The 18,292-nt window shown below is 70.2% G+C and carries 14 protein-coding genes, 2 tRNA genes and 1 pseudogene; 12 read left to right on the forward strand and 5 right to left on the reverse strand.

Going from position 1 to position 18,292, the window contains the following annotated elements; all coding sequences use genetic code 11:
- Positions 1 to 46: 46 nt before the first annotated feature.
- Together CT688_RS17670 and pepN are read right to left on the reverse strand one after the other, a co-directional pair.
- On the reverse strand, positions 47 to 226 hold the full coding sequence (locus CT688_RS17670; protein WP_370446332.1) for a biotin/lipoyl-containing protein: 180 nt from the start codon (positions 224 to 226) through the stop codon (positions 47 to 49).
- A gap of 125 nt (positions 227 to 351) precedes the next feature.
- On the reverse strand, positions 352 to 2,946 hold the full coding sequence (gene pepN / locus CT688_RS05470; protein ID WP_107756073.1) for an aminopeptidase N: 2,595 nt from the start codon (positions 2,944 to 2,946) through the stop codon (positions 352 to 354).
- A gap of 95 nt (positions 2,947 to 3,041) precedes the next feature.
- On the opposite strand from pepN, the gene CT688_RS05475 reads away from it, so the two are divergent.
- The 3 genes and pseudogenes from CT688_RS05475 to CT688_RS05485 form a co-directional block, all read left to right on the forward strand.
- Positions 3,042 to 3,668 (forward strand): DsbA family protein, encoded by a 627-nt coding sequence (locus CT688_RS05475; protein ID WP_107756074.1) that lies wholly within the window; start codon positions 3,042 to 3,044, stop codon positions 3,666 to 3,668.
- Positions 3,669 to 3,713: 45 nt separating this feature from the next.
- A complete protein-coding gene (locus CT688_RS05480; protein ID WP_095718433.1) occupies positions 3,714 to 4,187 on the forward strand; it encodes a ribose-5-phosphate isomerase in 474 nt (157 codons plus the stop codon).
- Between the two features lie 6 nt (positions 4,188 to 4,193).
- Positions 4,194 to 5,039, forward strand: a pseudogene (locus tag CT688_RS05485) (Fpg/Nei family DNA glycosylase); the annotation flags it as partial.
- 296 nt (positions 5,040 to 5,335) lie between these two features.
- On the opposite strand, the gene CT688_RS05490 reads toward CT688_RS05485, so the two are convergent.
- Positions 5,336 to 5,409 (reverse strand) — tRNA-Gly (locus CT688_RS05490).
- A gap of 197 nt (positions 5,410 to 5,606) precedes the next feature.
- On the opposite strand from CT688_RS05490, the gene CT688_RS05495 reads away from it, so the two are divergent.
- The 5 genes from CT688_RS05495 to clpX all read left to right on the forward strand — a co-directional run bounded on the left by CT688_RS05495 (position 5,607) and on the right by clpX (position 10,158).
- A tRNA-Pro gene (locus CT688_RS05495) sits at positions 5,607 to 5,683 on the forward strand.
- A 50-nt stretch (positions 5,684 to 5,733) separates the two neighbouring features.
- Complete coding sequence (gene tig / locus CT688_RS05500; RefSeq protein ID WP_107756075.1) at positions 5,734 to 7,143, forward strand: trigger factor; 1,410 nt, start codon at positions 5,734 to 5,736, stop codon at positions 7,141 to 7,143.
- A 261-nt stretch (positions 7,144 to 7,404) separates the two neighbouring features.
- On the forward strand, positions 7,405 to 8,046 hold the full coding sequence (locus CT688_RS05505) for an ATP-dependent Clp protease proteolytic subunit (RefSeq protein WP_107756076.1): 642 nt from the start codon (positions 7,405 to 7,407) through the stop codon (positions 8,044 to 8,046).
- A gap of 71 nt (positions 8,047 to 8,117) precedes the next feature.
- Positions 8,118 to 8,741, forward strand: a complete 624-nt coding sequence (locus tag CT688_RS05510; RefSeq protein WP_107758025.1) for an ATP-dependent Clp protease proteolytic subunit — start codon at positions 8,118 to 8,120, stop codon at positions 8,739 to 8,741.
- Between the two features lie 148 nt (positions 8,742 to 8,889).
- Positions 8,890 to 10,158 carry an ATP-dependent Clp protease ATP-binding subunit ClpX gene (clpX, locus tag CT688_RS05515; protein ID WP_107756077.1) on the forward strand — a complete coding sequence of 423 codons (1,269 nt, stop codon included), beginning with the start codon at positions 8,890 to 8,892 and terminating at the stop codon, positions 10,156 to 10,158.
- 22 nt (positions 10,159 to 10,180) lie between these two features.
- Here clpX and CT688_RS05520 read toward each other — a convergent pair whose 3' ends face one another.
- Together CT688_RS05520 and pcaD are read right to left on the reverse strand one after the other, a co-directional pair.
- Positions 10,181 to 11,392, reverse strand: a complete 1,212-nt coding sequence (locus tag CT688_RS05520) for an acetyl-CoA C-acetyltransferase (RefSeq protein WP_107756078.1) — start codon at positions 11,390 to 11,392, stop codon at positions 10,181 to 10,183.
- A 51-nt stretch (positions 11,393 to 11,443) separates the two neighbouring features.
- Complete coding sequence (gene pcaD / locus CT688_RS05525) at positions 11,444 to 12,226, reverse strand: 3-oxoadipate enol-lactonase (protein ID WP_107756079.1); 783 nt, start codon at positions 12,224 to 12,226, stop codon at positions 11,444 to 11,446.
- A gap of 295 nt (positions 12,227 to 12,521) precedes the next feature.
- Here pcaD and CT688_RS05530 point away from each other — a divergent pair, with 295 nt between their 5' ends.
- The 4 genes from CT688_RS05530 to CT688_RS05545 all read left to right on the forward strand — a co-directional run bounded on the left by CT688_RS05530 (position 12,522) and on the right by CT688_RS05545 (position 18,292).
- The gene (locus CT688_RS05530) at positions 12,522 to 13,514 is read left to right on the forward strand and encodes a malate dehydrogenase (RefSeq protein ID WP_107756080.1); all 993 of its coding nucleotides are present in this window, start codon (positions 12,522 to 12,524) and stop codon (positions 13,512 to 13,514) included.
- A 64-nt stretch (positions 13,515 to 13,578) separates the two neighbouring features.
- Positions 13,579 to 16,287 (forward strand): valine--tRNA ligase, encoded by a 2,709-nt coding sequence (locus tag CT688_RS05535; RefSeq protein ID WP_107758026.1) that lies wholly within the window; start codon positions 13,579 to 13,581, stop codon positions 16,285 to 16,287.
- Positions 16,287 to 17,879, forward strand: coding sequence for a folylpolyglutamate synthase/dihydrofolate synthase family protein (locus CT688_RS05540; protein ID WP_231750510.1), 1,593 nt, complete (start codon positions 16,287 to 16,289; stop codon positions 17,877 to 17,879). The genes CT688_RS05535 and CT688_RS05540 overlap by 1 nt, the downstream gene beginning before the upstream one ends.
- Positions 17,876 to 18,292: a DUF4233 domain-containing protein gene (locus tag CT688_RS05545; RefSeq protein WP_107756081.1), complete on the forward strand. Its 417-nt coding sequence runs from the start codon at positions 17,876 to 17,878 to the stop codon at positions 18,290 to 18,292. The genes CT688_RS05540 and CT688_RS05545 overlap by 4 nt, the downstream gene beginning before the upstream one ends.

Here is an 18,292-nt window from a genome sequence, read left to right on the forward strand (position 1 = left end):
CCGGGGACACACCCGGAATGCTGCGGTTCCGCACCGGGCGGTGCGGTCAGGTCAGCACGACAATCAGATCGCCGGCTTCGACCTGCCCGACCGTGTTGATGGCGATGCGGTCGACGGTCCCGCCTCCGGGGCTCGTGATCGCGGCCTCCATCTTCATGGCTTCGATGGTGGCGACGGTGCCGCCGGGTTCGATCTCGTCGCCGACTCCGACGGTGATGGTGACCACACCGGAGAAGGGTGCGGCGACGTGGAGGGGGTCGCCGGGGTCGGCCCTCTCCGCGGCGGGTACCTCACTCACGGGTCCGTTCGAGTCAACCCTCAGGTGCCCGGCGCGTTCTCGATGAGTCCGACTCAGCCGGCGGCCGCCGCATCCACGGCGCGGGCCTTCAGAGCGCGGGTGAGGTCCGCGTTCTGCTCGGCGAGGATCCTGCGCAGGCCGGCCGGGTATGAGGCGTCCGCGATCACGGCGTCGAAGCGGGCCACGGTCTCGGCGTCCACCGACCACGCGGGGAACAGCCCGGCGGCGACGGTCTTGGCCAGGTCGCCGGATCGCGCCTTCCACAGCCCGGTCACATCGTCCAGGTAGCGCTCGCACAGCCCGGTGAGCAGGTGTTCCTGGCCCGGCAGGTCGACGCCCAGCAGGGTGGCACGCACCAGCGCGTTGCTCGGTGCGTCGTCACCGGTCGCGGTGAGCAGCGCCTCGGCCTCCTCCTTGGCGCCGACGGTGGGCCGGGCGGCGCGGGCGGTGGCCGCCCGCCGGGCGCCCCCGGCGGTGTCGTCCGACGCCAACTCCTCGTCGATCCGGTCGGTGGTCTCGGCGCCGGCGGCCACGAGCGCGGTGAGGACGGTCCACCGCAGGTCGGTGTCGAGGGTCAGGCCGGGCAGGCCTGCCTCGTCAGGTCCCGCGTCGAGGAGGCACGCGAGAACGCGCGCCTGGTCGGCACCCACCGGGCAACTGCACAGGGCGGCGAGGAACGCCAGCTGGTGGTCGGACCCCGCCTCCGATTCCCGGGCCGCCGTGAGCATCGCGGCGGAGAACTCGGGCCACCCGGTGGCGGCCGCCCAGTCCGGGTCGGCGTACCTCGCCAGCGCGGTCTGAGCTTGGGCGAGCACGCGCTGGACCACCCCGATGTGGGGCTCTCGCGGGGCCGCGCGGGTGACCACCTCGACGAACCGGCGAGCCGGAAGCCGGGCGTCCCGGGTCATCTCCCACAGCGCGGACCAACACAGGGTGCGGGCGAGGGAATCCGTCACGTCCTCGATCGACCCGAGAACGGTGTCGAGCGAGCGCTCGTCGAGCCGCACCGAGCAGTACGTCAGGTCCGCGTCGTTGGGCAGGATCACGTCGGGCACGGGGAGCCCGGCCATTTCCGGGACGGTCGTGCGCTCGGCGTCGACGTCCAATTCGGCGAACGTGGTCCGGACCAGTGCCCCCGACTCATCACGGCTGTAGAGACCCACGCCGAGGCGGTGGGTGCGTAGTTCCCCGGCACCGGGGGCGGCCGGTCCCTGGACGACGGTCAGCTCCGAGATCGTCCCCGGGGTGTCGGCGGCGGTGCTCACCTCCACGGAGATCGGGTTGATGCCGGTGGTCCGCAACCACTGGGCGGCCCAGTCGGACAGGTCGCGACCGGAGGACGCCTCGAGTGCCCGCAGGAGATCGCCGAACTCGGCGTTGCCGAAGGCGTGCTCGGCGAAGTAGGCGCGTAGGCCCGCCAGGAACGGCTCGCGCCCCACATACGCCACCAGCTGTTTGAGCACGGATGCGCCCTTGGCGTAGGTGATCCCGTCGAAGTTCGCCTCGACAGTCTCCAGGTCCGTCATGTCGGCCGCGACTGGGTGGGTGGAGGGCAGTTGGTCCTGCCGGTACGCCCACGCCTTCTCGACGTTGGCGAAGGTGGTCCAGGCGTCGGTGTACTGCGTGGCGTCGACCTGGGCGAGGACGGAGGCGAAGGTCGCGAACGACTCGTTGAGCCACAGGTCGTCCCACCAACGCATGGTCACCAGGTCGCCGAACCACATGTGGGCCATCTCGTGCAGGATCGTCTCGTTGCGGCGTTCGTAGCGGTATCCGGTGACGCGGGAGCGGAAGACGTAGTCCTCGAGGAACGTCACCGCACCGGCGTTCTCCATGGCACCCGCGTTGAACTCGGGTACGAAGATCTGGTCGTACTTGCCGAAGGCGTACGGCATGCCGAACTCGCGGTGGTAGAAACCGAAACCCTCCTTGGTCTCGGCGAACAGCCGGTCGGCGTCGAGGTGCTCGGCGAGCGACCCCCGGCACAGCAGGCGTAGAGGAATGGTCCCGTGCTCGTCGGTGTAGGAGTCCTCCGCCACGTGGTACGGGCCGGCGATCAGGGCCACCAGGTAGGTCGAGAGGACCTCCGTCTGCTCGAATCGGTGAACGACCGCTCCCGACCCGCCAGGGGACTCGGTGGCCGGGGTGTTGGACACCACGACCCAGGAGGCGGGGGCCGTGACGGTCAGCGTGTAGCGCGCCTTGAGGTCGGGTTGGTCGAAGCAGGCGAACACCCGTTTGGCGTCGGCGGTCTGGAACTGCGTGTAGAGATAGACCTCCCCGTCCACGGGATCGACCATGCGGTGCAGGCCCTCGCCGGTGGAGGTGTACGCCAGATCGGCGTCCACGATGAGCTCGTTGGTCTCCTGCAGATCGGGCAGCGTCAGCCCCACCTCGTCGTCGTACTCCCCGTTCTCGAGGGTCAGCCCGTTCAACGTCACCGACCGGATCCGCGCCGACCTCAGGTCGATGAACGTCTCCGCCCCGGGCCGAGAACAGGTGAACCGGACGACCGTGCGGGACCGGAACATCCCGCTTCCCGGCCCGCCGGAGCCGTCGGTGAGGTCCAGGTCCACCTCGTAGGTATCCACGTCGATCAGCTCCGCCCTGGCGGCGGCGTCGGAACGGGTGAGATTGAGCGAGCGCATCGGGAGGTCCTCGGTTCCTGGGCGTGAGTGGTGGCCCCAGTCCTACCACCCGGGGCGGGGTGGCAGTCGGCGACCCTGACGAGGAGGATGGGGCCATGACATCCTCCGATTCCACCGCCCGCCGTTCCGTCGACTTCTGGTTCGACCCCCTGTGCCCCTTCGCGTGGGTCACCAGCCGCTGGATCCTCGAGGTGGAGAAGGTCCGCGACATCGATCTGACGTGGAACGTGATGAGCCTGTCCGTCCTCAACGACGGCCGCGACCTGCCGGAGGAATACCTCGAGCACATGCGGCTCGGCTGGGGCCCGGTCCGCGTGGCGATCGCCGCCGCGCAACGTCACGGTCAGGAGGTCCTGGGCCGGTTGTACACCGAGCTCGGCACCCGCATCCACGATCAGGGCCGGGGGATCGACGACCCCACCGTGATCACCGAGGCGCTCGAGGCCGCCGGACTGGACGCGGGCCTCGCCGCCGCGGCGGCGACCGATGAGTACGACGACGAGCTGCGCGCCTCGCACCACCGCGGCATGGACCCGGTGGGCGACGAGGTCGGCACCCCGGTCGTTCACGTGGACGGCGTGGCCTTCTTCGGACCCGTCCTCACACGCATCCCGCGCGGCGAGGAGGCGGGCAAGGTGTTCGACGGCGCGGCCCTGCTCGCCGGATATCCCTACTTCTTCGAGCTCAAGCGCAGCCGCACCGAGGCGCCGCAGTTCGACTGAAGGCCCGGGGGTGCGGCGGGTGCCGAGCGTGGCAGAATCGCCGCCATGCGCATCTACCTGGGAGCGGACCACGCCGGCTTCGAGACCAAGAACGTCATCGCCGAGCACCTGACGGCCTCCGGCCACGAGGTGGTCGACTGCGGTGCCCACACCTACGACGCCGAGGACGACTACCCGGCCTTCTGCATCGACGCGGCTCGCAAGGTCGTCGCGGACCCGGGCAGCCTCGGGATCGTGCTGGGCGGATCCGGCAACGGCGAGCAGATCGCGGCCAACAAGGTCCCCGGCGCCCGCTGCGCACTGGCGTGGAGCGTCGAGACCGCCCGCCTGGCCCGCGAGCACAACAACGCGCAGTTGATCGGTATCGGCGGGCGGATGCACTCTCAGGAGGAGGCGCTGGCGATCGTCGACGCGTTCCTCGACCAGAGCTGGTCGGAGGCCGAGCGTCACCAGAGGCGCATCGACATCCTCGCCGAGTACGAGCGCACCCACGAGGCCCCGCCGGTCCCCGGCGCCTGAGTTCCAGTGCCTGAGGGGCACACCCTCCACCGGCTGGCCCGCCTGCACACCGAGTACTTCGCAGGCGGGCCGGTCCGCGTCTCGAGCCCACAGGGGCGGTTCGCCGACCACGTCGTCGTCGACGGGCGCTACTTCGACCGCGCCACGGCCGTCGGCAAGCACCTCTTCCACCACTACGTCGGCGGCGTCGCCGTCCACATCCACCTCGGGCTCTACGGGTTCTTCGACACGCACCTGGTGCCGCAGGGGGAAGAGCCCCCGGCACCGGTCGGGCAGGTGCGGATGCGGGTCGGCTCGGTCCGCGACGAGGCGGTCGGCGCGGGGTCGCAAGCAGAGGACGGGCCGGTGCACTGCGTGGACCTCCGCGGGCCCACAAGGTGCGAGGTCATCGACGAGGCGGGCGTGGCCGAGGTCCGAGGCCGTCTGGGCCCCGATCCGTTGGATCCCGACGCCGATCCCGAGTCGGCCTGGATGCGCATCTCCCGCAGTGCGCGGCCGATAGGTGCGCTGCTCATGGACCAGAAGGTCCTGGCCGGAGTCGGGAACGTCTACCGCGCCGAGGTGCTGTTCCGGCACGGTATCGACCCGTTCCGCGCCGGCTCGCGGCTAACGGAGGGCGAGTTCCGCGCGATCTGGGACGACCTGGTGCAGTTGATGGAGGTGGGGGTGGAGACCGGCGCCATCCACACGATCCGCCCGGAGCACGACCACGGGGACGTGCCCCGACGTGGTGCCGACCGACCGCGCAACTACGTCTATCAACGGGACGGCTGGCAGTGCCGGGTGTGCCGCGACGAGATCGCCCTGCAGACGTTGGAGGCGCGGACCCTCTTCTGGTGTCCGACCTGCCAGCATTCTGGTGTCCGACCTGCCAGCCGGGACGGCCGCGCTGAACCCGCCGCCGAGTCGCAGCCGCGGGCGGGCGGGTCAGCCGGTTAGCGGGCGACCATTTCGCAGCCGCACGTCGCGACGGCGTCTCGCGGGTACCGAAGTGCCTGCGAGACGCCATGCCGAGGGGCGGCTGGGATCTGATCGAACAGGCGCTACCGCGAGACGCCATTACGAGGAGCGGCTGGGATCTGATCGAGCAGGCGCTACCGCGAGACGCCATCCTCGGGAGCGCCGGGAGGGCGTCGCGAGTCGTCGTGTGGAGCGGGCGACGGGAATCGAACCCGCGTAGCCTGCTTGGAAGGCAGGGGCTTTACCATTAAGCTACGCCCGCGTCGGCGGCTGACCTAGAGTTTCCCCCGGGGCTCGCTCGCGCGGTGATCACACTACCGGACCGGTGCGGCACCCCCAACTCCCGGCCCGCCAACGCGGAATCTGCCGTGATGCGGCACTGTCGTACACTGGCCGAGTTGGTTTGGCGGCCCGGCAGGTTCTCCGCGTGCGGCGCGGGCGGTCGGTCGCGCGACTCACCGGGATGTGGCGCAGCTTGGTAGCGCATCCGCTTTGGGAGCGGAGGGTCGCAGGTTCGAATCCTGTCATCCCGACCAGCGGAGCCCGAAATACGAATCCCACACGACTTTCCTAGGAGATCATCACCGTGAAGAGCACTGTCGAGCAGCTGAACCCGACCCGGGTCAAGGTCACGGTGGAGGTGCCGTTCGCGGAGCTCGAGCCGGACTTCGCCAAGGCCTACAAGTCGCTCGCCGGCCAGGTCAACATCGCCGGCTTCCGTCCGGGTAAGGCCCCCGCCAAGCTCCTCGAGGCGCGGATCGGCCGCCCGGCGGTGCTGGAGCAGGTCATCAACGACATGATCCCGACCCGCTACGGCCAGGCCGTCGACGAACACGATCTCAAGGTCCTGGCCCAGCCGGAGATCGAGGTGACGAAGCTCGAGGACGGCGACGTCGTGGAGTTCACCGCCGAGGTGGACGTGCGCCCGGAGATCACCCTGCCCGCCTACTCGGAGCTGGCGGTCACCGTCGAGGCCCCGGCCGCCGACGACGCGGCGGTGGAGACGGAGCTCGACAACCTCCGCGCCCGCTTCGGCACCCTCAAGGGCGTCGAGCGTGGTGCCGAGAAGGGTGACTTCCTCTCGGTGGACCTCGCCGCCACCGTCGACGGTGAGCCGGTCGAGGACGCCTCGACCGAGGGTCTGTCCTACGAGCTCGGCTCCGGCACGCTTATCGAAGGACTCGACGACGCGGCCGAGGGCCTCAAGGCCGGCGAGTCCAAGGAGTTCACCTCGTCCCTCGTCGCGGGCGAGCACGCGGGCAAGGAGGCGGTCATCACCGTGACCGTCCAGTCCGTCAAGGAGCGCGAGCTGCCCGACGCCGACGACGAGTTCGCCCAGATGGCCAGCGAGTTCGACACCCTCGACGAGCTCAAGGCCGACCTCACGGAGAAGGTGGCGCAGCAGGCCAGGGCCGGCCTCGCGGGCGAGATCCGCGACAAGGTCCTGGACGCCTTGATCGAGGCCACCGACATCCCGACTCCCGAGTCCCTGGTCGAGTCCGAGGCGCACGCGCAGATGCACCAGCTCATCGACCAGTTCGGTGGGGACCCGGCGATCCTCGACCAGGCGCTGGCCGCCGAGGGCACGGACCGCGAGACCTTCGAGGCGGAGACCCGCGAGGGCGCCGCGCGCGCCATCCGCAGCCAACTCCTGCTCGACGCCGTGGCCGAGGAGGCCTCGACCGAGGTCTCGCAGGAGGAGCTCACGCAGCACATCATGTTCCAGGCCCAGCGCTATGGCATGGACCCGAACCAGTTCGTGCAGCAGATCCAGCAGGCCGGCCAGCTCGGCTCGCTGTTCTCCGACGTGCGCCGTTCCAAGGCGCTGGCGGACGTCATCGTCCAGGCCAACGTCACGGACACCGAGGGCAACACGGTCGACACGACCGAGTTCTTCGGGTCTCGCGAGGAGGACTCCGCCGACTCCGCCGACTCGGACGAGGCCGCCGAGTCCACCGACGCCGCGGACACCGACGGCAAGGGCGACGACGCCTGACGGTCCTCACCTGCACCACCCCCGGAGCCGGGCATCACCTCACGGTGGTCCCCGGCTCCGTCGTTCGCGGTGGCAGTGCACCCGGTGCCCGCGGTGGCGGCCGCGGACGCCGACGCCGACGCCGACGCTGAGAGCGAACACCCGCCCCGTCGGGACGGTTCGGCCGTGGGCGTTGGTTACTGTTTGACGTAACGGATACCCGGCCGCCGGTCGGTCGGGCACCGCGGGAGCGGTGAGACGATCAGCGAAGGTAGGTACCCCGTGGCCCAGAACGGTTCAGCGGCACAGCCCGGTTCGACGCAGCCCGCCCTCAGCTCGCCCGGATCCCATGGGCTGACCCTCGGCGACTCGGTGTACGAGCGTCTCCTGCAGGAGCGGATCATCTTCCTGGGTTCCCAGGTGGACGACGACATCTCCAACCGCCTCTGCGCGCAGATCCTGCTGCTCGCGGCGGAGGACCCCACCCGCGACATCGCCATGTACATCAACTCGCCCGGTGGTTCCGTGACGGCGGGGATGGCGATCTACGACACGATGCAGTTCGTCGAGTGTGACGTCGCGACCTACGGCATGGGTCTGGCCGCCTCGATGGGGCAGTTCCTGCTCACCGCGGGCACCAAGGGCAAGCGGTACGCCCTGCCGCACGCCAAGATCATGATGCACCAGCCCTCCGCCGGGGTCGGCGGCTCGGCCGCCGACATCGCGATCCAAGCCGAGCAGTTCGCCGCCACCAAGCGCGAGATGGCCGAGCTCATCGCCTTCCACACCGGCCAGTCCTTCGAGCAGGTCACCGAGGACTCGGACCGCGACCGGTGGTTCAGCGCGGAGGAGGCCAAGGAATACGGGTTCGTCGACCACGTGATCGCCCGTGCCTCCCAGACCGGAGGGACCTCGCCGTCGTGATCATCGACCCCGTCGCCCACGGGAGCGCTCCCGCAGCCCAGCCCGCCCCGCACACCACCACGGAGTCACCGATGACCTCACTGCCGACCTCGCGCTACATCCTTCCGTCCTTCGTCGAGCACTCGAGCTACGGCGTCAAGGAGTCCAACCCGTACAACAAGCTCTTCGAGGAGCGGATCATCTTCCTGGGCACCCAGGTCGACGACGCCTCGGCGAACGACATCATGGCCCAGCTCCTCGTCCTCGAGGGCCAGGATCCGGACCGCGACATCACGATGTACATCAACTCGCCGGGCGGCTCGTTCACCTCGCTCATGGCGATCTACGACACGATGCAGTACGTGCGTCCCGACATCGTGACGGTGTGCCTGGGGCAGGCGGCTTCGGCCGCCGCGGTCCTGCTCGCGGCGGGCACCAAGGGCAAGCGGGCCGCGTTGCCCAACGCCCGCATCCTCATCCACCAGCCCGCCACCGGCGGGATCCAGGGGCAGGTCTCGGACCTGGAGATCCAGGCCGCGGAGATCGAGCGCATGCGACGCCTCATGGAGACGACCCTGGCCCGGCACACCGGTCGCGAGGCGGACCAGATCCGCAAGGACACCGACCGGGACAAGATCCTCACAGCCGCGGAGGCAAAGGACTACGGGATCATCGACACCGTGTTCGACTACCGCAAACTGTCGGCGACCAACTGACGCCCGGGCGGCGCGCCGTGGAGGGTTGCGGTGCGCCGTCAGGTCCAATGAACCTCATCGCGCGACGGGTCGGAATTGTCGTCCCTCCCGCGTACCGTCGACTACGGGGTGTGAATCCGGCCCCCTGGAATGCGAGGACGTAGAACTCATGGCACGTGTGGGCGAGAGCGGCGACCTGTTGAAGTGTTCTTTCTGTGGAAAGAGCCAGAAGCAGGTCAAGAAGCTGATCGCCGGTCCGGGGGTCTACATCTGCGACGAGTGCATCGAGTTGTGCAACGAGATCATCGAGTCCGAGGTCGAGGACTCGCAGGAATCGGCGCTCGACGAGTTGCCCAAGCCGGCGGAGATCCACGCCTTCCTCGACGAGTATGTGGTGGGGCAGGACGCGGCCAAGCGCAACCTCGCGGTGGCCGTCTACAACCACTACAAGCGCATCCGCGTGGGGGCCTCGCTCGGCCGCGGTGACGCGGTGGAACTGGCCAAGTCCAACATCCTCATGCTGGGGCCGACCGGGTGTGGCAAGACGTATCTCGCCCAGACGCTGGCCAAGATGCTCAACGTCCCGTTCGCGATCGCCGACGCCACCGCGCTGACCGAGGCGGGATACGTCGGCGAGGACGTGGAGAACATCCTCCTCAAACTCATCCAGGCCGCGGACTACGACACCAAGCGCGCCGAGATGGGCATCATCTACATCGACGAGGTCGACAAGATCGCCCGCAAGGCCGAGAATCCGTCGATCACCCGCGACGTGTCCGGCGAGGGTGTCCAGCAGGCGCTGCTGAAGATCCTCGAGGGCACGCAGGCGTCAGTGCCGCCGCAGGGTGGTCGCAAGCACCCGCACCAGGAGTTCATCCAGATCGACACGTCCAACGTGTTGTTCATCGTCGCCGGGGCCTTCCAGGGTCTGGAGAAGATCGTCGGTGACCGCGTGGGCCGGAAGGGGATGGGCTTCGGGGCCGAGGTCGCCAGCAAGACGAGCCTCGACACGACGGAGAACTTCAGCGAGGTCATGCCGGAGGACCTGGTGAAGTACGGGCTGATCCCCGAGTTCATCGGTCGCCTCCCGGTCGTGGCGACCGTGACGAGCCTGGACCGCGAGGCGCTGGTCAACATCCTCAGCGAGCCCAAGAACGCGCTCGTCAAGCAGTACGCCCGGCTGTTCGAGATGGACGGCGTCGAGCTGGAGTTCACCCAGGACGCCCTCGAGGCCGTGGCCGACCAGGCGATCCTGCGGGGCACCGGCGCCCGCGGGCTGCGTGCCATCATGGAGGAGGTTCTCCTCCCGGTCATGTACGACATCCCCGGACGGGATGACGTGGCGCGCGTGGTGGTCACCGGCGAGACGGTGCGGCACAACGTGCTGCCGACGATCGTCCCCTTCTCCGAGTCCGAGCCCCGGGAGAAGTCGGCCTAGGCTGCACCGGGTCGGGTCAGGCTCAGACGCGTTCGAAGACGGCGGCCAGCCCCTGACCGCCGCCGATGCACATCGTCTCCAGCCCCCACTGGGCATCGCGTCGCACCATCTCGCGGGAGAGTGTGGTGAGCATCCGGGCGCCGGTCGCTCCGACGGGGTGGCCGAGCGAGATCCCTGAGCCGTGGGGGTTGAGGTGCTCCGAGGCGGGATCGATGTCCCACTCCCGCATGACGGACAGCGCCTGGGCGGCGAAGGCCTCGTTGAGCTCGATCACGTCGATGTCAGTCAGGGTGAGTCCGAGCGCGTGGAGGGCCTTGGCGGTGGCGGGAACGGGGCCGATGCCCATGGTCTCCGGCGCCACACCCGCAACGGCCCACGAGGCGAGACGGACGAGCGGTGTGAGCCCGAGGGCGGACGCCCTGTCGGCTGTGGTGACGATGCACATCGCGGCGCCGTCGTTCTGTCCTGAGGCGTTGCCGGCGGTGACGGTGGCCTCGGGGTCGGTCCGGCTCATGATCGCCCGGAGGCCCGAGAGGGCCTCGACCGAGGTGTCGGCGCGGGGGTGCTCGTCGGTGTCGACGACGAGGTCGGCGCCCCTGCGCTGCGGGACGGTGACGGGAACGATCTCCTCGGCGAACACCCCCGACATCTGGGCGGCGACCGCGCGCTGATGGGACTGCACGGCCAGCCGGTCCTGTTCCTCCCGGCTGATGCCGTACTCGCGGCGGAGGTTCTCGGCGGTCTCGATCATCCCCCCGTCGACGATGTGGGAGCGGCCACCGACCGTGGTGCGGGCGCGACCGAGGCGATCGACCAGGGAGACGCCCTCGCCGGAGATGCCCCAGCGGGGCGAGGGCGTGGCGTAGAACTCCACCTGGCTCATTGATTCGACTCCGCCGGTGATGACGAGGTCCGCCCCGCCTGAGGCCACCTGCAGGGCGCCGGTGATCACCGCCTGCAGGCCCGAGCCGCAGCGCCGGTCCAGCTGCATCCCGGGCACCTCGACGCCGAGCGGGGAGTCGAGGGCCGCGATCCGACCTATGGCGGGGCCCTCGCCGCCCGGTGAACCCTGGCCCAGGATCACGTCGTCGACGTCGGCCCCGGTCAGGCCGGTGCGCTCGACGAGCGTCGTGAGCAGCGAGGTCGCCAGGGCGTTCGCGTCCAGCTCACGGAAGACCCCGCCGAAACGTCCGACCGGGGTGCGGAGCGGGTGGCAGATGACGATGTCGCGCATGGGTTCTCCTCATGGTGGCCGGCGGTGCCGAGAGCTCTCCGTCCTCCGCCGTCACGCGGTGGCGTGCGTGGACAGGTGCGAGCGGAGGACCGCGGTCACGCGGTCGGGGATCTCCACGGTGGGAACGTGGGCGGCGGGGGACAGGGTCAGGAACTCGGCGCCCGGGATCCCGGCGGCGAGTTCGCGGACCACGTCGGGCGGTGTGGAGGGGTCCTCGTCCCCGGCGATCACCAGGGTGGGGCAGGTGATCCGGCCGAGGTCGGCGCGCCCGTCCCAGCCCGACAGCGCGTCACAGGCCGCGGCGTACCCCTCGGCGCTGGTCGCCAGGATCATCTCGCGGACAGAATCCACCAGTGCGGGGTCCTGTCGGGCGCGACGGGGGGTAATCCACCTCGCCACCACCGCGTCGGCGACGGCACCGGTTCCGCCGTCGCGGACGGCGGCAGCCCGCTCGACCCATGCCGAGGGCTTACCGAACCTCGCGGCCGTGCACAGCAGGGCCGCGGACCCGACCCTGGTGGGCTCGTGGACAGCGAGCCACTGGGCCAGGGCTCCTCCCAGGGAGAGTCCGACCACGTGGAAGCGGTCCACGCCGAGGGTGTCGAGCAGAGCCAGGACGTCGCCGGCGAGGTCGGCGATCGTGCACGGCCCCGGGATCACATCCGAGCCGCCGTGGCCACGGTGGTCGACAGCGATCACGGTGTGGTCCCGGGCCAGGTCGCGCACCTGGGCGTTCCACATCGACCGGTCCGAACCGAGGGACCCGAGGAGGACGACGACCGGGGCGTTCTCCGGCCGCGGGCCGCTGACCTGACAAGACAGGGTGGCGGGCATGGGGTGTGTCCTTTCCTGGGGGTCGGGGGACCGGTCGGGCCCGCGTGGCGTGTGGGACGCACGGTCCACCGTACGACGGGTGGGAGCTGCCGCGTCACACAAAGGCGGGCGAGGCCGACCCCCGGTCGGCTTCAGCCATCGACCACACCCCGCCGATTGCACACCGCCGATCGCACACCACTGGCGGGCCCCGGGGCGAACAACGGGTGTACGACGGCTCGGGCGGTCAACAGGGGGCACATTCCTCACTACTGTGGGGACCGACCCCGTCGTCGCCAGAGGAAGGTCCCTGCGTATGAGCTCCTCCGCCCCGGTCACCGTCACCGTCACCGGTGCCGCCGGAAAGATCGCCTACTCCCTGCTCTTCCGAGTGGCGTCCGGTCTGGTCTTCGGCCCCGACACCCCGGTCAGGCTGCGGTTGTTGGACGTCCCGACCGCGGTCGCCGCAGCCGAGGGGGTGGCGATGGAGATCGAGGACTGCGCTCTTCCGTTGGTCGATTCGATCGAGATCACCGACGACGCGGACGTCGCCTTCGACGGCGCCAATGCCGCCTTCCTCGTCGGAGCGATGCCTCGCGGCAAGGGCATGGAGCGGTCAGACCTGCTGACCGCCAACGGTGCCATCTTCCGCGACCAGGGCCGCTCGATCAACGACGGGGCCGCCGACGACATCCGCGTGGTGGTGGTGGGCAACCCCGCCAACACCAACGCCTACATCGCTCACCGGCACGCCCCGGACGTCCCGGCCGGCCGCTTCACCGCCCTCATGCGGCTGGACCACAACCGGGCGCTGAGTCAGCTCGCCGCCCGCCTGGGCGCCCCCGTCGCCGAACTCGACGGGGTCGTGGTGTGGGGCAACCACTCGGCCACCCAGTTCCCGGACGTCTCCTATCTCACCCGCGCGGGTGAACCCGTGACCGCGGGACTCGAGCGCGAGTGGTTGACCGACACCTTCATCCCGCGGGTCGCGAACCGGGGTTCCGAGATCATCGCCGTGCGGGGTTCGTCGTCGGCCGCCTCGGCCGCGGGTGCCGCCGTCGATCAGATGCACGACTGGGTGCACGGCACCCCGGGGGAGAGCTGGACCACGGTGGCGCTGCCCTCCGAGGGGCACTACGGCACGGTCCCGGGTGTGGTCACCGGGTTGCCGTGCCGCAGCCGTGGCGGGGAATGGGAGGTGGTCGAGGGTCTCGAGATCGACGATTTCCAACGCGCGCGCATCGACGCCTCGGTGGCCGAACTGGTCTCCGAGCGCGACGCCGTGCACGCCCTCAACCTGACGGACTGACCCCGGGGGGCGGGGTCCGGCCCGCGTGTGCGGGACCCCGGTGCGGACGGCCTACGATGGTCGGGTGACGACAGCAGCGACTCCCGGCCCCGAGAACAACCGCGCGGATCTGCTCCCCGCCTCCTGGAACCCCGGCGAGGTCGAGTCCGAGCTGTATCAGCGTTGGGTCGAGGCCGGTTATTTCGAGGCCGACCCCTCCAGCGACAAACCCGCGTACTCGGTGGTTCTCCCGCCGCCCAACGTCACCGGAAACCTGCACATGGGGCACGCACTCGACCACACGCTCATGGACGTGCTCACGCGCCGCAAGCGCATGCAGGGCTTCGAGGTGCTGTGGCTTCCGGGCATGGACCACGCCGGGATCGCCACCCAGACCCTCGTGGACCGCAAGCTCCGCGCCGAGGGGATCGACCGCCACGAGATCGGGCGAGAGGCGTTCATCGGACGAGTCTGGGAGTGGAAGCGTGAGTCCGGCGGGACCATCGGCGAGCAGATGCGGCGGCTCGGCGACGGCGTCGACTGGTCGCGTGAGCGGTTCACCCTGGACGAGGGACTGTCCCGCGCGGTGCAGACAATCTTCAAAGAGCTCTATGACCGGGGGCTCATCTACCGCGCCGAGCGGCTGGTCAACTGGTCGCCCACACTCCAGACCGCGATCTCGGACATCGAGGTCAAGTACGCGGATGTCGAGGGCGAGCTGGTGAGCTTCCGCTACGGCTCGATGAACGACTCGCAGCCGCACCTCGTGGTGGCCACGACCCGGCTCGAGACGATGCTGGGCGACACGGCGATCGCCGTGCACCCGGAGGACCCGCGGTACGCCCACCTCGTGGGCACCGAGATCGAGCACCCGTTCCGCGACGGGTGGACCCTGCGCGTCGTGGCGGACGACCACGTCGATCCCGAGTTCGGGACGGGGGCCGTCAAGGTCACGCCCGCGCACGACCCCAACGACTTCGCGATCGGCCAGCGCCACGGGCTGGCGATGCCCACGATCATGGACGCGGCCGGCCGCATCGCCGACACGGGGACCCGCTACGACGGGATGGACCGGTTCGAGGCGCGCAGGGTGATCCGCGAGGACCTCGCCGCCGAGGGCCGGATCGTCAAGGAGGTGCGCCCGTACCTGCATTCCGTCGGACACTCGGAGCGATCCGGTGAGCCGATCGAGCCCCGGCTGTCCCTGCAGTGGTGGGTCAGGGTCGAGGAACTGGCCCGGATGGCGGGAGACGCCGTGCGAGACGGTGACACGGTGATCCACCCGAAGAGTCAGGAACCGCGCTGGTTCGACTGGGTCGACGACATGCACGACTGGTGCATCTCCCGCCAGCTGTGGTGGGGCCACCGCATCCCCATCTGGTACGGGCCGGGCGGCGAGGTGGTCTGCGTGGGCGTGGGCGAGGAGCCGCCCGCCGGCTACACGCAGGACACGGACGTGCTCGACACGTGGTTCTCCTCCGGACTGTGGCCGTTCTCGACCATGGGCTGGCCCGACCGGACCGCGGACCTCGAGCGGTTCTACCCCACGTCCGTGCTGGTGACCGGGTACGACATCCTGTTCTTCTGGGTGGCCCGGATGATGATGTTCGGCACCTTCGTGGGTCGCACCCTGACCGGCGACAGGGCCGCCCCGGGCACGGTTCCGTTCACCGACGTGTTCCTCCACGGGCTCGTCCGCGACGAGCACGGCCAGAAGATGTCCAAGTCCAAGGGCAACGGCATCGACCCGCTCGACTGGGTCGACCGTTTCGGCGCCGACGCCCTGCGCTTCACCCTGGCCCGGGGTGCGAACCCGGGTGGCGACCTGTCCGTGGGCGACGACTCCGCCCAGGCATCGCGCAACTTCGCCACCAAGCTCTTCAACGCCACGCGGTTCGCGCTGATGAACGGCGCGAGGGTGGGCGAGCTCCCGGCGGAGGTCGCGCTCACCGACGCTGATCGCTGGATCCTCCAGCGCCTCGGCGAGGTGCGGGTCTCCGTCGACGACGCGCTGGACCGCTACGAGTTCTCCAAGGCCTGCGAGGCCCTGTACCACTTCGCATGGGACGAGCTGTGCGACTGGTACCTGGAGCTGGCCAAGGTCCAGTTCGGCAGCGACGACGAGGCGCGCGGGTCCGAGCGGGCCGATCACACGCGGCTCGTGCTGGGACACGTTCTCGACGTGGTGCTGCGGATGCTGCATCCCGTCATCCCGTTCGTCACCGAGGTGCTGTGGACGGCCCTGACCGGACGCGACTCGGTGGTGGTCGCGGACTGGCCCTCCGACGTGGCCCCGGCAGAGGGGGCCACGGAGTCCGTGCGCCGGGTGGCCGACGCCCAGACCCTCGTCACCGAGATCCGCCGCTTCCGCTCCGACCAGGGACTCAAGCCCGGCCAGCGGGTGCCCGCGCGCGTCACCGGGGTCGACCGGGCGGATCTGCCCGCCGACCTGCTCGACCAGGTGGCCTCGCTCGCGCGGATCACCCCGGCCGGGGACGACTTCACCGCCACCGCCTCGTTGGAGGTCCGGCTGGGGCTGTCCACTGTGGGGGTCGAGATCGACACTTCCGGCACCATCGACCTGGCCGCCGAGCGTCGACGCCTGGAGAAGGACCTCGCGGCCGCGCGCAAGGAGCTGGAGACCACCGGCGCCAAGCTGGGCAACGAGGCGTTCCTCGGCAAGGCTCCCGACCACGTGGTGGACAAGATCCGCGCGCGCCGGGATCTCGCCGAGAACGAGGTCAGCCGGATCTCCGCCCGACTCGAGGGCCTCCCGGCCGGGAGCACCGCCTGATGGCGGGTCATCGGTGGCTCGAGCCCCACGACCCGGACGAGGGCTGGGACACCCCCACCGAGGAGGACGTCGCCGAGTTGCTCGGCGAGGAGGGCCTGGTCTCCGGGGTCTCCCTCGGCGGACCGCTGCCCGGTGACGAGGACGGCGAGGACCGCCAGGAGCCGCGCCCGATCCCGGAGGTCGGCAGCCCCGAGTGGCAGGCCGACACCGCCGAGCTCGCGGCGGTCGAGGAGGAACTGGCCACCCGGTGGCCGGAGACCCGCCTCGAACCGAGCCTGGACCGGATCGCGGAGCTCACCGGTGTCCTCGGGGATCCGCAGCACGCCTATCCGGTCGTCCACGTGGCGGGGACCAACGGCAAGACCTCGGTCACCCGGATGATCGACGCCCTCCTGCGGGCACTGCACCAGCGCACCGGGCGCAACACCAGCCCGCACCTCCAGACCGTCACCGAGCGCATCGCCCTGGACGGCGAGCCCGTCCCGGCGCGTCTGTTCGTGGACACCTACCGCGAGCTGCAGCCGTATCTGGAACTGGTGGACCAGCGGTCCGAGTCCGGCGGCGGTCCCCGGATGAGCTACTTCGAGGTGCTCACCGCGATGGCCTTCGCGGCCTTCGCCGACGCCCCGGTCGACGTGGCCGTGGTGGAGACCGGCATGGGCGGGACCTGGGACGCCACCAACGTGGTGCGGCCGGCCGTCGCCGTCGTCACCCCGATCGGCCTGGACCACACCGACTACCTCGGCGACGACCTGGCGACCATCGCGGGGGAGAAGGCGGGGATCATCCAGCCCGTGGCCGGGGACGATCTGCTCCCGAGGGACCCGGTGGCGGTGATCGGTCGGCAGGAGCCCGAGGCGATGGAGGTGCTGCTGCGTCGGGCGGTCGAGGTGGGCGCGGTGGTGGCGCGTCTCGGCTCGGAGTTCGACGTGGTCGAGCGTCGCCTGGCGGTGGGCGGACAGCAGCTCACCCTGCGCGGTCTCGGGGGCGAGTACCCGGAGGTGTTCCTCCCGCTGTTCGGCGAGCACCAGGCCGAGAACGCCGCCACCGCGCTGGCCGCCGTCGAGGCGTTTTTCGGAGCGGGCCCGGACAGGTCGCTTGACCCCGAGCTCATCCGCGCCGGATTCGCCGCCGTGGACAACCCCGGCCGGCTCGAGCGCCTCAGCTCGAGCCCGACGGTGCTGGTGGACGCCGCGCACAACGGACACGGCGGGCGCGCACTCGCCGAGGCGGTCACCTCCGAGTTCGACTTCCGACGTCTCGTCGCCGTGGTCGCGATGCTCGACGGCAAGGACGCCGACGCCTTCCTCGCGGCCATCGAGCCGGTGGTCGACGAGGTCGTCGTCACGAGGACCGGATCGCCGAGGGCGATGGCGCTCGAGGACCTCGCGCGCATCGCCGAGGACCGGTTCACCGCCCAGCGGGTCCACGTGGTGGACACCCTGCCCGAGGCGATCAGCGCCGCGCTGGACCTGGTGGGGGTTCCCGACCCGACCGCCGACGACGACGTCTCCGGAGTCGGCGTGCTCGTCACGGGGTCGGTGGTGACCGCGGGGGCCGCCCGCAGCTTGTTCGGAAAGGACGCACAGTGACCGACACCGGTTCCGTCGATCCGGGGGCCACGGCCCACGAACCCTCGGTGGATCCGTGGAAGGGCCTGCGGGGGATCATGGCCGGGACACTGATCCTCGAGGCCATCGTGATCGGACTGGTGCTCACGGTGATCGCCCGGGTGGACGACGGAGAGCACTTCCAACCCTGGAAGGTGTGGTTCGTCAGCCTCCTGGCGGTGGCGATGGTCGTGGCCAGTGGTCTGCAGCGGCGGCCCTGGGCGATCCCGATGAACCTCACTCTCGCCGGACTGGCGGTGGCCGGGTGGGCCGTCCACTGGTCGATGGGGGTATGCGGTCTGATGTTCGCGGCGGTGTGGGCGTACATCCTCTATCTTCGGCGGGACCTGTCCCGGAGGATGGCTGCCGGTTACCTCCCCAGCCAACACGACTGA

Source organism: Dietzia sp. JS16-p6b (assembly GCF_003052165.1).
Taxonomy (GTDB): domain Bacteria; phylum Actinomycetota; class Actinomycetes; order Mycobacteriales; family Mycobacteriaceae; genus Dietzia.